This window comes from Planococcus sp. ISL-110, assembly GCF_018613575.1.
Lineage (GTDB): Bacteria > Bacillota > Bacilli > Bacillales_A > Planococcaceae > Planococcus.
Genome location: NZ_JAGGPX010000011.1, coordinates 319,835 through 334,239, shown reverse-complemented (window position 1 = coordinate 334,239; position 14,405 = coordinate 319,835). Strand labels below are relative to the sequence as shown.

The 14,405-nt window shown below is 47.3% G+C and carries 11 protein-coding genes; 9 read left to right on the top strand and 2 right to left on the bottom strand.

Translation table 11 applies throughout. The annotated features are described in order from the left end of the window. The first annotated feature begins 85 nt into the window (after positions 1–85). From J7I83_RS07470 to J7I83_RS07455, 4 genes are all read left to right on the top strand, one after another. A complete protein-coding gene (locus tag J7I83_RS07470; RefSeq protein ID WP_215100055.1) occupies positions 86–664 on the top strand; it encodes a peroxiredoxin family protein in 579 nt (192 codons plus the stop codon). 11 nt (positions 665–675) lie between these two features. Then, entirely contained in the window at positions 676–1,782 is a 1,107-nt protein-coding gene (locus J7I83_RS07465) for a trans-sulfuration enzyme family protein (protein ID WP_215100054.1), read from the top strand. Between the two features lie 90 nt (positions 1,783–1,872). Next, entirely contained in the window at positions 1,873–3,024 is a 1,152-nt protein-coding gene (locus J7I83_RS07460; RefSeq protein ID WP_215100124.1) for a PDZ domain-containing protein, read from the top strand. 12 nt (positions 3,025–3,036) lie between these two features. Next, positions 3,037–3,294 carry a CsbA family protein gene (locus tag J7I83_RS07455; RefSeq protein WP_215100053.1) on the top strand — a complete coding sequence of 86 codons (258 nt, stop codon included), beginning with the start codon at positions 3,037–3,039 and terminating at the stop codon, positions 3,292–3,294. A 21-nt stretch (positions 3,295–3,315) separates the two neighbouring features. Here J7I83_RS07455 and J7I83_RS07450 read toward each other — a convergent pair whose 3' ends face one another. Both J7I83_RS07450 and J7I83_RS07445 read right to left on the bottom strand, forming a co-directional pair. After that, the gene (locus J7I83_RS07450; protein WP_215100052.1) at positions 3,316–3,621 is read right to left on the bottom strand and encodes an AzlD domain-containing protein; all 306 of its coding nucleotides are present in this window, start codon (positions 3,619–3,621) and stop codon (positions 3,316–3,318) included. Then, a complete protein-coding gene (locus tag J7I83_RS07445; protein WP_215100051.1) occupies positions 3,621–4,313 on the bottom strand; it encodes an AzlC family ABC transporter permease in 693 nt (230 codons plus the stop codon). The genes J7I83_RS07450 and J7I83_RS07445 overlap by 1 nt, the downstream gene beginning before the upstream one ends. A gap of 155 nt (positions 4,314–4,468) precedes the next feature. Here J7I83_RS07445 and J7I83_RS07440 point away from each other — a divergent pair, with 155 nt between their 5' ends. The 5 genes from J7I83_RS07440 (at position 4,469) to J7I83_RS07420 (ending at position 14,350) form a co-directional block, all read left to right on the top strand. After that, positions 4,469–5,077, top strand: coding sequence for a TVP38/TMEM64 family protein (locus tag J7I83_RS07440; protein WP_215100050.1), 609 nt, complete (start codon positions 4,469–4,471; stop codon positions 5,075–5,077). A 78-nt stretch (positions 5,078–5,155) separates the two neighbouring features. Then, positions 5,156–8,632 (top strand): helicase-exonuclease AddAB subunit AddB, encoded by a 3,477-nt coding sequence (gene addB / locus J7I83_RS07435; protein ID WP_215100049.1) that lies wholly within the window; start codon positions 5,156–5,158, stop codon positions 8,630–8,632. Continuing rightward, positions 8,610–12,218: a helicase-exonuclease AddAB subunit AddA gene (addA, locus tag J7I83_RS07430; protein WP_215100048.1), complete on the top strand. Its 3,609-nt coding sequence runs from the start codon at positions 8,610–8,612 to the stop codon at positions 12,216–12,218. Before addB ends, addA begins: the two co-directional genes overlap by 23 nt. Before the next feature lie 10 nt (positions 12,219–12,228). Then, positions 12,229–13,407 (top strand): DUF418 domain-containing protein, encoded by a 1,179-nt coding sequence (locus J7I83_RS07425; protein ID WP_215100047.1) that lies wholly within the window; start codon positions 12,229–12,231, stop codon positions 13,405–13,407. A gap of 43 nt (positions 13,408–13,450) precedes the next feature. Further along, positions 13,451–14,350: a fumarylacetoacetate hydrolase family protein gene (locus J7I83_RS07420; RefSeq protein WP_215100046.1), complete on the top strand. Its 900-nt coding sequence runs from the start codon at positions 13,451–13,453 to the stop codon at positions 14,348–14,350. Positions 14,351–14,405 lie beyond the last annotated feature (55 nt).

The window sequence follows — 14,405 nt, the reverse complement described above, 5'->3', positions numbered from 1 at the left end:
TCATTCTGTCACATATTTTAATGAACTTAGTGGAACAAGCTGCCCTATTTATCGTATGATGAAAGTTGAATGGAGTGAATAACTGATGCCTAAAAAGATAATCGGCTTATTGGTGTTAGCTGTTATGGTGGCAATCGTCATAGTAGGAGTTGTCCAGAACAATATGGCGGAAACTGAAGCGCTCGATAATATGGCTCTCGGCAGCGATGTGGATTTTCTGCCGACGGATGAAGGATTGGCAAAGGGCGAACTGGCTCCCGATTTTCAGTTGACCACACTGGAGGGGGAAATAGTGAAGCTATCGGATTATAAGGGGCAGAAAGTGCTGCTGAATTTCTGGGCTACTTGGTGCCCGCCTTGTAGAGCGGAAATGCCGCATATGCAAACCTATTTTGAAGAACAGGCTGAAGATGAAAATGTCGTAATCCTGGCGGTCAACTTAACGACTGAAGATAAAGGACTCGAGAAAATCGAGGATTTTGTTGAGGAGTTCGGACTGGAGTTTGCAATTCCGATGGATGAAGAGGGCGATGTCGGCTCTACTTATCAGACGGTGTCGATTCCAACCTCCTATATGATCGATACAAAAGGGCGTATTCAAAATAAAGTGGTGGGTCCAATGGATTTACCTATGATGGAACAATTAGTTGAAGAAATGGAATAGGAGATGAAATAATGACGTCAATCGAAACGAAATCAGTGCATACTGCAACAATGAAAGAGCGGACGATCCAATCGAAAGTCATGCCGCTTTACCAGACTTCAGCATTTTCTTTTTCATCTTTGGAAGAGCTTGAAGGCTATTATGAAGGAAATGGCACATATCTGTATTCCCGGACAGCGAATCCGAACACCGATGCTCTGGGCCAAACAGTAGCCGATTTGGAATTGGCTCCAAAAGGCGTTTCGGCATCTTCAGGCACTTCGGCAATTCTGGCTGGGATCCTGTCGGTTGTTAAAGCTGGCGACCATATTCTGGCTGCTCAGGATGTATATGGCGGAACTTTTCACTTGTTGAAAGAAGAACTGGTCCTGATGGGAATCCAGGTTCATTTCGCCGATTTCTCGAATATCAGTGATATCGAGCAAATTTTAATTGATTTTCCTGAAGTCAAGTTGATATTCAGTGAATCGATCACCAATCCATTTTTGCGTATGGAAGATATCGAAGTTCTTTGTCAGCTGAAACGGAATTACGATGTCCGTATCATGATCGACAACACCTTTGCTACACCTTACACAATGACGCCTTATGCACTTGGCGCAGATTTGGTTGCCCACAGTGCAACGAAGTATCTGGGCGGCCATAGCGACGTCACAGCCGGCGTTTTGGTCGGGGACGCAGAACTCATCCGCATTGCTGAAAAACGTGTCGTGAACCTGGGGTTGAATTTAAGCCCTTTTGAAGCATGGTTGACCATTCGCGGAATCAAAACTCTTGCTCTTCGAATGAAAAAACAAACGGAAAACGCACAGGCAATTGCGACATTTTTGGAAGGCAAAGCACGTGTCTGGTATCCAGGGGCAGGAGCAATCGTGTCTTTCGAATTGCCTGAAGCGATTGATGTGTCAAATTTCTTCTTGTCACTCGGCTGGATAAAAATTGTGCCGACTCTGGCGGGTGTGGAAACTACGGTGTCGTATCCATATGGAACGTCGCACAGGGCGTTGTCAGCAGAAGAAAAAGAGAAAATCGGTGTGACACGCCAAGTGATTCGGCTGTCTGCTGGAATTGAGGGCATTGAGGATATTCTGGAGCAATTGGGTGCCGCATTCGTGTAACTGAAAAAGAAGTGCAGAAAGCCGGTATTCTTTGGTACAATGGGAGCTAGCGTCAATTGCCGGTGATAGGATGGTGTAAGTACAGTGATAATGGATTTAATGTTTGCGATTGGTAGATTTTTTGTGAATCCGGTTTTATACATAGCGCTGCTAGCTGCAGTGCTGTTGGGATATTATCGAGTAAAGAAAGAACGTAAAATTTTCAGGATTCGGATTGTCTATGGACTGACCGAATTTAAACGGCTCATTAAAGATGGTTGGGTATATGCTCTTGTCTTTTCTGTGCTGTTTGCAGGAATCGGCCTGGTTGTGCCGATGGGTTGGCTGATTGCTTTAAGTGTCATATCCATTCTGTTGATGGCAACAAGTTTTTATCAGGCAGGGTCATTCATTTATTTGGCTGCAGCAGCCGTTGGGCTCAGCTGGTTGTTTGATGCCAATGGCTGGAGCCTGAATTTTGGCTTCTTTTCATTCGAAGGAACGGAGTTTGGCTTTCAATGGTTGATTTCAGTTGCGCTTATTGCAGGAGCACTGGTATTCACAGAAGGCAAAATGATCGACAAAGCGGCGGCAGAAGCCGCTTCTCCACGGTTGCATAAATCCGGGCGCGGCCTTAAAGCGGCGGCTTATATTTCGAAACGGTTATGGCTGCTGCCTATCTTATTGGTGGTGCCGGGTACTATGATCGATTCGTATGCTCCGTACTGGCCACAGTTGCCGATCGGTGAAACCAGCTTTTCGCTGATTCTTTTCCCAATTGTCTTTGGATTCCAGGGACGTTCCCAGCGTACCTTGCCGGTTTATCTTTATCCGGTAATTGGTAAAGCCGTTTCCACTCTGGGAATCAGTATTACTGTAATCGGCTTGGTTGCATTATTATGGCAGCCGTTGGCAATTGTTGCTTTAGCTGTTGGAGTGATCGGGCGCATAGCCATCTCGATCCATTTCGGACTCAAAGAGCGCAGCGGCAATTACGCTGTCACTCCACAGTCTCAAGGTGTGATGATAGTTGATGTGTTGCCGGGTTCTCCGGCTGACAAAATGGGCTTATTGCGCGGGGAAGTCATCCGCAAAGTAAACGGCATCGCGATTGCAAACGAGTCGGAGCTCTATGAAGCAATTCAGGTCAATGCTGCCCACTGCCGTTTGGAAGTGTTGGACCATAACCTTGAAGTGCGTTTGCGCCAGCATGTTATTTTCCGTCACGATCATCATCGATTGGGATTATTAGTAGTCAATTAAGGAGATAACTAAATGGAATCAATGATAACGAAATTTTTCCTGTCACTCCTGGTACCGGGATTGCTCGTCGTTTTGTTTACGAGAGTCACGTTTAACCACATTGTTGCATTGATTTTGACTGTGGCACTTATAGCGGCCGCTGTTTATGCAGGATACACCCAAACTTGGCTGCTGTTCATCGCCAATGCGGCTTCTCTTACTGCCGGGTTTTGGTATTCTACAAGGATGTTCAATCGCAGAAAAAAAGCCGAAGCTCATGAAAATGAGTAACGGCTTTTTTTTTGCTTAACTTTATATGAATACACTGAATATTGCCAGCACTGCGATAGAGCCGAGGACAACGATCATCACATTGGCGCCTGTAAAAGCGATGCCGAATGCTGCAATGGCGCCAATTATGCCGAACCAGATGTTTTCCTGGATAAAAAAGATCGCTGGAAAAATCAGCGCGCCTAAAACGGCGTACGGAATATTCCGCAGGACATTTTGAACCGCTTCAGGCAATTCCCGGCCTTCCAGAAATGTCAGTGGAATGGCGCGGGGAATATAGGTCACCACGGCCATGCCAAGTATCATCCACCAATACCAGGAACCCATTATGCTTTCACACCTTTCCGGGAAACCCATTCAATGAAAATAGCGGAAGCCAAAGTCGAAGCCATGATAGCCCATCCTGTCGACAGCCAGCCAGTAAAATAAAAGAAGGAGTTGATCAGTCCGGCAATTAAAGCCAGGCTGACCACTTTTCGATTGCCGCGCATCGATGGCATCAATAGCCCGACAAACATGGCGTACAGCGCAATCGACATGGAAGCCTGAAGAAATTGAGGCAAGTTGGCACCGATTAAATGGCCGACAGCTGTAAAGACAATCCAGCTGCCGTATGCGATAACGATAACACCTACTGCAAAAGCGGTGCTTAGTTTATTGCCTTTTTGAGTAGCCAATACTGAAAAAGATTCATCTGTGATTCCGAAAGCGTAAAGTGCTTTTTTCCAGCGGTCATCCGGTTGCATCTTTTCATTGAGTGCGGCCGTCATAAGAAAATGGCGGATGTTGACGATAAAAGTGTTTAAAACGATAACCGCCGGTGCCACACCTGCAGTTATAAGGGATAATGAAATGTATTGTGCTGCACCTGCATAAACAAAAATGCTCATAGCTGTGGCTTCCAGCAGGGAAAGTCCAGTGGTTTTAGCCAACAAACCGAAGGTCAATGCTATTGGGAAATAGCCGATTGCTATACTGGTTCCAGCCTTTATCCCGGCAGAAAATTCGCGTCCGTCCATTTTTCTCGCTCCTTATGTATAGGTATTCCTTTTCCAAACTCAGTGAAAGAGTGTAAAGTAATTATAATAGCATATCATAAAAGCTTTTTAATTTTGGAGAGCATTATTAAAAATAATCATATCAAAGGACTGAGCTTATGTTGGATTTTTTTTCCATGGAGAAAATTGTTGAATTGACGCAGTCCTATCGGGCTTTTGGTCCGTTGATCGGTTTCCTGCTGCCGTTCATTGAAGCATTCTTGCCGTTCTTGCCACTATTTGTCTTTGTTTTTGCCAATGCAACGGCCTATGGGCTGTGGCTTGGCTTCTTACTATCCTGGAGTGGTTCAGTCCTAGGTGCGTATGCGGTGTTTCTAGTAATCCGCAAGTACGGCCGGGCACGTTTCATGAACTTCATGACAAGGCATGAAAAAGTGCAAAAACTGATTCACTGGGTGGAACGAAATGGATTTGGTCCGTTGTTCTTGTTGTTATGCCTGCCTTTTACACCGTCAGCCCTGGTCAACCTGGTTGCAGGCTTGTCGAATATCCGCAGACACTATTACCTGTTAACGGTCATGGCTGGGAAATTCGTCATGGTGTTCACAATTTCCTTTGTGGGCTATGATCTGCGTGCTCTTTTTACCCAGCCGGTACGGACAGCGATTGTCGTCCTGGTGATCATCTTGCTGTATGTAATCGGTAAAATTCTTGAGAAGCGACTAAATAAAAAAGTGGAAGCAGATTTCCGTTTGGCAAAAGAAGAACGTGAAAAGCAGAGATAATAAAAGATTATTGGATGGCGTTCAACTATTGATAATTGTATAATTAGAACAAACGTTCTTATTCGAGGGAGTGGTCATGTGTCTTTACGCATTGTATATGGCAGAGCGGGGGCGGGGAAAACTCGCTTTGTCCAGGAAAAAATAGTGGATGAGCTAAAACGGCAGGCGGACGGAGAGCCGATTTTTCTCATCGTACCTGACCAGATGTCGTTTTCCACAGAGTATCGACTTGCTGCCGCCTATGGCATGAATGGCATGATCCGGGCACAGGCTGTCACCTTTAAGCGGCTTGCGTGGCGTGTTCTGCAGGAAGTCGGGGGCATCAGCAGGAAAGAAGTCGACACCTTCGGTTACCGGATGCTGATCCGCAGCCTGCTGGAAGAGCATCGTGAAGATTTTCAATTGTTTCGCAGAGCAGCCGGAAAGCGTGGCTTTACAGACCAAATTGAACAATTGGTAAAGGAATTCGCCCGTTATTGTGTGGACTGCGGGGAATTGAGTTTGATCCGCTCTTCCTTAACGGAAGCGGGGGCGCCCAAAACGCTGCTCGACAAAGCGGAAGATCTGGAATTGATCCTGACGCAGATTGAAAACCGTCTTGGCAAAGTGTTTGTTGACTCAGAAGGCCATTTAGCCCTTCTGAGTGAGAAAGTTCCTTACTCTGATTTAGTCAAATCGGCGACTATCTATATCGATGGATTTGTGACATTCACTGCCAGGGAGTATGAAATTCTCTTTGAATTGATGAAGCATGCCAAATCGGTGACCATTGCGCTTCCGATGGATGAGCGGACAGATCCGAACGACGAGCAGGCCCTGTTCTATCAATCTGCCAATACGGCCCGCCGATTGAGCGAACAGGCAGCCAAAGAGGGCATCGAGATTGAAAGTCCGGTGTACCTCGATTTGCCGCGCCGATTTGTGCATCCGGAACTGGAACATATTGAACGTCATTTCGATGATTATCCGATCAGGAAAATTCAAGGCCAGGGCCATGTGTCCCTCGTCGAGTCATCGAACAGAAGAGCAGAAATGCATGCTGTGGCTCGGAATATAAGAGACCAAGCGAGAAATGGCCTTCGCTATAATGAAATCGCGATCCTTTACCGGCAGCCTGAAATTTATGACGAGCTGATCAACACCATATTTCCGCAATATGAAATTCCGTATTTCATCAGCCAGAAAAAATCGATGCTCCATCATCCGTTGATTGAATTCAGCCGTTCGGTCCTTGAAGCCGTTGTCTCCAATTATTCCTACGAATCTGTTTTTCGGGCAGTCAAGACAGATCTGTTTTTTCCGTTAGGGCCTGTCTCCAAATGGCGGGAGCGAAGCGATGTGCTGGAAAACTTCGTCATAGCCAATGGCATATACGGCGAGCGCTGGTTTGAGGAAAAGCGCTGGTTCTATAAGAAATACCGCGGCTTGGAATTTCATACCTCTATACAAACGGACGAAGAATTGGCTGCACAAATGGAACTTCATGCGGTCCGTGATTTGATCAGAGAGCCGTTAGCCCAATTAAAAGAACAGCTGAAACTCGGCAAAACCGGAAGAGATATCGCGGAAGCCTTGTTCCTATTCATCGAGAAAATGGATGTTTACGCAAAAATCCAGGCTTTGAGGGAACGTGAAGAAAACGAGCATCGCCTATTGGCAGCTACTGAACATGAACAGGCCTGGAACCAATGGGTCGGTGTACTGGATCAATTTGTGCTGATGTTTGGGGACAAAGAAATCAATTTGGCCACAGCTGTCAAAATTTTGGACGAAGGGTTTGAAACGCTGGAGTTTTCACGGATTCCGCCTTCGTTGGACCAAGTGACGGTGTCTAAAATCGATTTGGCGCGTTTAATGGACATCAAGTCAGTATTCGTCATCGGTGCCAATGATGGCATATTGCCAAAACGAATCGAGCAAGAAGGGATTCTAACCGATACGGACCGTGACTGGTTTGCACAAATTGGCTTTGAATTGGCCCCGACGTCGAAAATGCGTTTAATGGATGAAACCTACATGGTCTACAAGGCCTTTACCTCCGCCTCGGAGTTGCTGACTGTGTCGTTTCCGATTGCAGATGAGGAAGGAAAAGCGCTGCTGCCTTCCCTTTATATCCAAAAATTGAAGGATATGCTGTCAATCGATTTAATTCCTGCAGTCATCGACCCTGAAGAGCTGCTGGATAGATCGCCAATGGCTTATATTTCGCATCCCCGGGCGACCCTGGCTTATTTGACTTCGCAGATCCGCGGCGGGGACTTGACGGCCGAGTGGCGTGCCGTTTTGAACTATTACCGGGAAGATCCGTTTTGGTCTTCTGTCATTGAGCGGATTTTAGCGCCGATTAAGCCAAATACAGCGGATCCACTGCGTCAAGACATTACCGAGCCCTTGTATGGCTCTCCAATTTCATCCAGCGTTTCACGGGTTGAAACCTATTATAGCTGCCCATTTGCGCATTACGTCACCTATGGCCTGCGCCTTGAAGAACGCAGCCAGTATAAATTAGCGGCTCCTGCAATGGGAGACCTGTTCCATGCGGCGATCAAATGGATTTCAGACGAAGTTTTGAGGCTTGGGGTGTCCTGGTCATCGCTGACCCGTACGCAATGCCAGAATCTGGCCAAAGAAGCAATCGAGCAGTTATCGCCTTATTTCGTCAATCATATTCTGATCAGTTCTCACCGCTATCGCTATATCCAGCACAAATTGGAGGGCATCATCCGCCAGACCGCGTTTATGCTCAGCAAGCATGCCAAAGTTTCGGGATTTGTACCAGTGGCTTTGGAAGTCGGTTTTGGACCGCAAGAAACGATTCCTCCGCTCGACATTCCGTTGGACAAGGGGCGCAAAATGAATGTCCGCGGCCGTATTGACCGAATCGATTCGACTGAAATCCACGGCAAACCGTATTTGCGCGTTGTCGACTACAAATCATCCAAACAAGGGCTCGACCTCAGCAATGTCTATCACGGCTTGTCTCTGCAGACGTTCACGTATCTGGATGTGGCATTGACCCACTCGGACCGTTGGCTTGGGGAGAGTGCGGAACCGGCTGGTGTGCTGTATTTCCATATGCACAATCCGATGCTGAAGCTGACCAAATTGATGACAACCGAAGAACTGGAAGAAGAAATGGCTAAGTCATTTAAAATGAACGGCTTGGTCGTCGAAGATCCTGAGGTGATCCAGGCCATGGATGATGGGATTGATGGCTATTCCAACGTCATACCGGTAAGGCTCAATAAAAGTGGTTCAGTGTCCGCTTCCCAGTCAAAAACAGTAGTCAAAGAGGATATGCAGGCCATCCGCCGATTTGTCCGCGGCAAGCACCAGCATGCCGGCAATGGCATTTTGGAAGGCAATACCAGCATCACCCCTTATAAAGTGAAGGAAGATACGCCTTGCCAATTTTGTTCCTATCGTTCTGTATGCCAATTCGACCCGGCAGATCCGGAACAAAGCTATCGCAAACTCCCGGCTTTATCACCGGATAAGGCCGTGGAGTTGATCAGAAAGGAGACCGCTGACGATGATACCGAAAAAACCGATTGATGCCACATGGACCGATGAACAATGGCTGGCGATTTGGGCAAAAGGCCAGGATATGCTTGTGTCAGCGGCAGCCGGTTCAGGAAAAACAGCTGTCTTGATCAATCGTATGATTGAAAAGGTGCTGGCTGAAGAAGACCCCATTTCAGTGGATGAACTTCTGGTCGTTACCTTCACCAATGCATCAGCTGCTGAGATGCGGCATCGCATGTCGAATGCATTGGAAAAAGCGGTAGCAGAAAATCCTGAATCGAACCATCTGAGAAAACAATTGCGTTTGATCAATAAAGCCCAAATCTCGACACTGCATTCTTTTTGTCTGCAGGTGGTAAAACAATACGCTTATTTGCTTGAGATTGATCCGGGATTCCGGATTGCAGGAGAGACAGAAGCAGCTTTGCTGCGGGACGACGTCCTCGAAGCGGTTCTTGAAACAGCTTACGAGGGAGAAGGAGCGGGCGCGGTATACCGGCTGGCGGACAGTTTTACTTCCGACCGAAGCGACCAGGCGATGGAAGTGCTGCTTAGCAAGCTTTACGATTATTCGCGTGTTCACCCTGACCCGGAGAGATGGCTGCAGCAGGTACCGGCCTTATACGATGTGCCGGCATCTGCCGCCATCGACGAGCTGCCGTTTATCGGTGACTTGAAACTGACGATACGCCATGCTTTGGAGGAAGCCTTGCAGCTCACGCAGGAAGGCCTTCAATTGGCGCTGCAGCCGGATGGTCCAGCCTTGCTGGAAGATACCTTCAAGACAGATGCAGAAGTGATCAAGACCGCCATCCTGTCACTCGAAGCTTCCTGGGACAAGCTTTATGCTTTTTCGAAGTCATTCAAATGGGAAAAGGCGGCCAGTATCCGTAAAGACTCGTGCGCCCCTGGTCTTGCAGAAGAAGCGAAGGCTATGCGAAATGAAGTGAAGAAAATCGTCAGTGGCCTCTTTGATGCCTATTTCACCCGCTCTCCTAAGCGGCTTCTTGATGAGATGCGCGAAATGGCACCCATGATGAAGACCTTAGTGGAGCTGACACAGGATTTTGCCGATCAATACAAAGCGCTGAAGATCGACCGGGCATTGGTTGATTTCTCTGATTTGGAGCATTATGCGCTGGAGATCTTATCGGATGGAGGAGAACCTTCCGCCATTTCCAAAGAATACCAGGATCGTTTTAAGGAAGTGCTGGTGGATGAATACCAGGATACCAATCTGCTTCAGGAAACCATTTTGAAGCTAGTGAAGTCCGGAGACGAACACGACGGCAATCTGTTTATGGTGGGCGACGTCAAGCAATCGATTTACCGATTCCGACTTGCTGAACCGATGCTTTTTTTAGGAAAGTATTCCCGCTTTCGCCATGATGCAGAAGGTGCGGGGCTGCGCATTGATTTGAATGCGAATTTCAGGAGCCGCAAAGAAATACTGGATGGCACCAACTATATCTTCTCGCAGATCATGGGCGAACGGGTTGGGGAAATCGATTATGATGAAGCTGCGGCGTTAAAAGCCAAGGCCCCTTATCCGGAGCAGCAGATTCCGATTGAGTTGGCTTTGATCCATGAGCCGGAAACTGAAGAGGAAGTGTTGGATGAGGACCTGGTGAAATCCCAATGGGAAGCGCGCTTTATTGCAAAGAAAATCAAAGAAATGATGGACCAGGAAATGCTTGTCAACGATCCCTGGACACAGCAGCAGCGCAAACTGGAATACCGGGATGTCGTCGTCTTGATGCGTTCCATGACATGGTCGGGGGATTTTGTGGACGAATTCAAAATGGCTGGCATTCCATTATATGCCGAGTTGACCGGTGGCTATTTTGATGCACTTGAAGTGATGATCATGCTCAATACGCTGCGCGTCATCGATAATCCGTACCAGGACATTCCACTGGCTTCCGTTTTGCGTGCACCCTTTATCGGATTAAAGGAAAATGAACTGGCTGAAATCCGTTTAGCGGCACCCCAAGCCTCGTTTTACGAAGCAGTGAAAACCTTTATGCGCGCCGGGTCAGGAATTGATCCTGCCGCGGCTGAAAAGCTGCAGCGCTTTATTCTCCAGCTGGAGGGATGGCGCAATCAGGCTCGACGGGGATCGCTGGCGGAGCTGATTTGGCAGGTCTATCTGGACACGAATTATTATGAGATGGCAGGCGCCATGACAAATGGCAAGCAGCGGCAGGCCAATTTGCGTGCGTTGCACGACCGGGCGCTGGAATACGAAAAAACTTCTTTCCGTGGCTTGTTCCGCTTCTTGCGTTTCATCGACCGGATGCGTGAGCGGGGCGACGATCTCGGCACAGCCAAATCGCTCAGCGAAAAAGAAAATGTCGTTCGGCTCATGACTGTCCACAAGTCAAAGGGCCTTGAGTTTCCAGTGGTTTTCTTTGCCGGTACCGGCCGCTCCTTTAATGAAATGGATTTCCGAAAATCTTATCTGTTCGATCAGGATTATGGATTGGCCGTCAAGGCGGTCAATCCTGACACGAGAATTGAATACACGTCCCTGCCTTTCTTGGCGGTCAAGGAAATGAAGCAGCTGCAGATGAAAGCGGAAGAGATGCGGGTGTTGTACGTAGCCATGACGCGGGCAAAAGAGCGGCTGTATTTAACAGCTTCTGTAAAAGACGTCGATAAGCTCTTTGAAAAATGGAAAGTCGGTACAAATGATGTCCGGCTTCCGGATTTCATGCGGTCGCGGGCTAAAGGCTATTTGGATTGGATTGGCCCGGCCGTTGCAAGACATCCGGACGCCGCAGGACAGTTAAATGTCAATGGCAATATTCTCGATCACTCTTCCCGATTCCATATTGAAATCATTGAATCCCAGTCGTTGCTTCCAGGAGTGGTGAATTTGGATGAGTTGCTGAAAGGCGACGACTCGAATGAAGATTATCAGCAGCTTGTCAATGACCGTTTCAATTATCAATACCCGCATCAAGAAGCAGTTGAGAAGCGCTCCAAACAATCGGTGTCAGAAATGAAACGGCTGCAGATGCTGCAGCGCCTGGATGAACCTGAATCCTTCATTCAAACGGCAAAGCCTGAAAGAAAAATGCTGCTGCACCGTCCGGATTTCATGATGGACAAACGGTTATCCGCAGCTGATGTCGGGACGGCTGTCCATGCGGTCATGCAGCACATTCCACTCGATCGAACGATGGATTCCGTTGAAATAAAAAAATTCATCGACACATTGGTGGGAATGGAAATCCTGTCGCCTGACGAAGGAAAAGCTGTGGAGATTGAAGAAGTCGAACGCTTTTATGCCAGCGAAACCGCGGCGCGTCTTCGTGCAGCGAAGAACATCAAGCGGGAAGTTCCGTTTACATACGCCAAAGCGGATGCAGACGGAGACCATCAAATCATCCAGGGAATCGTCGATTGCCTGTTTGAGGAAGCGGATGGCTGGGTGCTGCTCGATTATAAGACCGACCGGGTATCGCATATCAACAATGTCCAGACGGAAATGGCCAAGCGCTATGGGGTTCAGCTGGCTGTCTATCAGGAAGCCGTTGAAGCGATTCTTCGCATTCCGCTCAAAGAACGGCTGCTGTATTTGTTTGCAGCAAGCCAAGAAGTGAAAATCTAGGAGGATTATTTTGAACTTACAGCCGGTTTCTACAAATGAACGAGTAAAAGCGATCGATTTAATGAGAGGGTTCTCGCTTTTTGGCATATTGATCATCAATATGCTGGCTTTTCACTCTCCTCTTTCCTATATCGATCCCTATAAATGGTTTGATGGAAATGTGAATGAAGGAACGTACCTGTTTATCGATATATTCATCCAAGCCAGTTTCTATCCTTTGTTTGCCATGCTGTTCGGCTACGGACTGGCGATGCAATTTATGCGCGCAGAAGCTAAGCAGCGTCCCTTTATGCCAATAGCCGTCAGACGATTAACGGTGTTGTTGCTGTTCGGCATCATCCATGCCTTTTTGATCTGGTATGGGGATATTCTGATCACTTACGCCATCATGGGCTTTTTGCTGATTGGTATGATTCGGCTGCCGTCTAGCTGGCTGATGGGCTTTGCAGCCATCATCTATGCAGTTCCGCATGTGCTTTTATTAGCCATCATGTTTATAGCAGCTGCCGCGGATCCCAATCTTTATGTGGGGTACATGGAAATTGAAAGCTCAATCCAATCCTACCAATCAGGCAGTTTTGCGGAAATCTTCAGCCAGCGTTTAGCAGATTGGACCTACAGCAATAATTTGGCCAACTACATTATCCTGATTGCTACCATCTTGCCATTTCTGATGGTCGGAGCGGCTGCAGCCAAATGGCGGCTGATTGAGCGGACGCAGGAAAAGCGCAAACTTTGGCTGTTTTTGGCTGTTGGTCCACTGCTGATCGGTTTGCTGTTGAAATCTGCTCCGTTCCTGTTTGAGCCGAATTATGCTTTTGTTTATCTGCAGGATATATTCGGGGGGCCGCTTGTAGCAATCGGCTATGCAGCTGTAATTGCGTTGCTGGCCCAAAAAAACAGCCTCCAGAAGCTGTTGTCTCCGGTGGCTAAAGTGGGACGGATGTCGCTGACGACCTATATTAGCCAATCTGTTTTAGCTACACTGATTTTTTATTCGTACGGCTTCGGTCTTTACGGGCAAGTGGATCTGCTGACAGGCACGTTGATTGCCCTCGGAATTTTCGTAGTTCAGCTGATTTTTGCGGAACTTTGGTTTGAGAAATTTTCACGGGGACCACTTGAAATTGTTTGGAGAAAATGGACATACGGAAATAATTTCGAAAAAACTAACAATTCAAAACCCTGAGTGTGTATAATGAATTCAATCAAAGAAAAGGAGTGTTTGACGAATGAAGCTGTTATCATTTCGCTACGAAGGAAAAGAAGGATTCGGACCAAAGGTTAAAAAGGAAGAAGCTGTTTGGGATCTGGTTGCTATTCAACAGCAATTAGAAGTTCTGCCTGCATTTCCTGCACAATTGATCGAAGGAATTCCGCAAGGACTGGAGTTTATCGAACAGATTCGTAAACTGACGGAAGCCGCTGTCCAGTCTGACCGCTCTGAAGAATTCAAACACTCTTTTTCAGAAATTGAATGGTTAGCTCCGATTTCAAGAACACCTAAAAATATTATCTGCATCGGAAAGAATTATGCGGATCATGCAAAAGAGATGGGCGGAGAAGCTCCTGTAGATTTGGTGGTTTTCACCAAGTCACCGACCTGTATTTCAGCGGACGGCGAAACTGTTTCTGTTCACAATGATGTGACCGATTCTTATGATTACGAAGGGGAACTTGCTGTCATCATTGGAAAAGCTGGCCACAAGATACCGAAGCAGATGGCTTATGACTATGTTTTTGGCTACACGATCGCAAATGACTTGACTGCACGGGACCTGCAGGAAAAGCACCAGCAGTACTTTCTTGGGAAAAGCCTGCCGGGCTCATGCCCATTGGGGCCTTATATCGTGACAAAAGATGAAATCCCACAATCACAGAATTTGTCGATTGTGACAAAAGTCAATGATGAAGTGCGCCAAAACGGCAACACGGAAAATATGATCCGCCGTGTGGATGACCTTGTAGCAGAAGTATCAAAATATGTTGAACTTGAACCAGGAGATGTTCTGCTAACCGGCACACCCGCTGGAGTTGGAAAAGGCTTCCATCCACCTAAATTCCTGAAAGCAGGGGACACCATCAAAGTGTCAGTTGAATCCATCGGTACACTCGTCACACATTTGTCATAAGATCTGCCCTCTTTCTTACGTCCGATTTATGATAAACTGGAAAGGACTTTATTAG

Excerpts from the sequence above, each read along its gene's own strand:
- J7I83_RS07465 (WP_215100054.1), top strand. The coding sequence starts at position 676 with ATGACGTCAATCGAAACGAAATCAGTGCATACTGCAACAATGAAAGAG.
- J7I83_RS07445 (WP_215100051.1), bottom strand. The coding sequence starts at position 4,313 with ATGGACGGACGCGAATTTTCTGCCGGGATAAAGGCTGGAACCAGTATA.
- J7I83_RS07420 (WP_215100046.1), top strand. The coding sequence starts at position 13,451 with ATGAAGCTGTTATCATTTCGCTACGAAGGAAAAGAAGGATTCGGACCA.
- J7I83_RS07470 (WP_215100055.1), top strand. The coding sequence starts at position 86 with ATGCCTAAAAAGATAATCGGCTTATTGGTGTTAGCTGTTATGGTGGCA.
- J7I83_RS07460 (WP_215100124.1), top strand. The coding sequence starts at position 1,873 with ATGGATTTAATGTTTGCGATTGGTAGATTTTTTGTGAATCCGGTTTTA.
- J7I83_RS07455 (WP_215100053.1), top strand. The coding sequence starts at position 3,037 with ATGGAATCAATGATAACGAAATTTTTCCTGTCACTCCTGGTACCGGGA.
- addA (WP_215100048.1), top strand. The coding sequence starts at position 8,610 with ATGATACCGAAAAAACCGATTGATGCCACATGGACCGATGAACAATGG.
- J7I83_RS07440 (WP_215100050.1), top strand. The coding sequence starts at position 4,469 with ATGGAGAAAATTGTTGAATTGACGCAGTCCTATCGGGCTTTTGGTCCG.
- J7I83_RS07450 (WP_215100052.1), bottom strand. The coding sequence starts at position 3,621 with ATGGGTTCCTGGTATTGGTGGATGATACTTGGCATGGCCGTGGTGACC.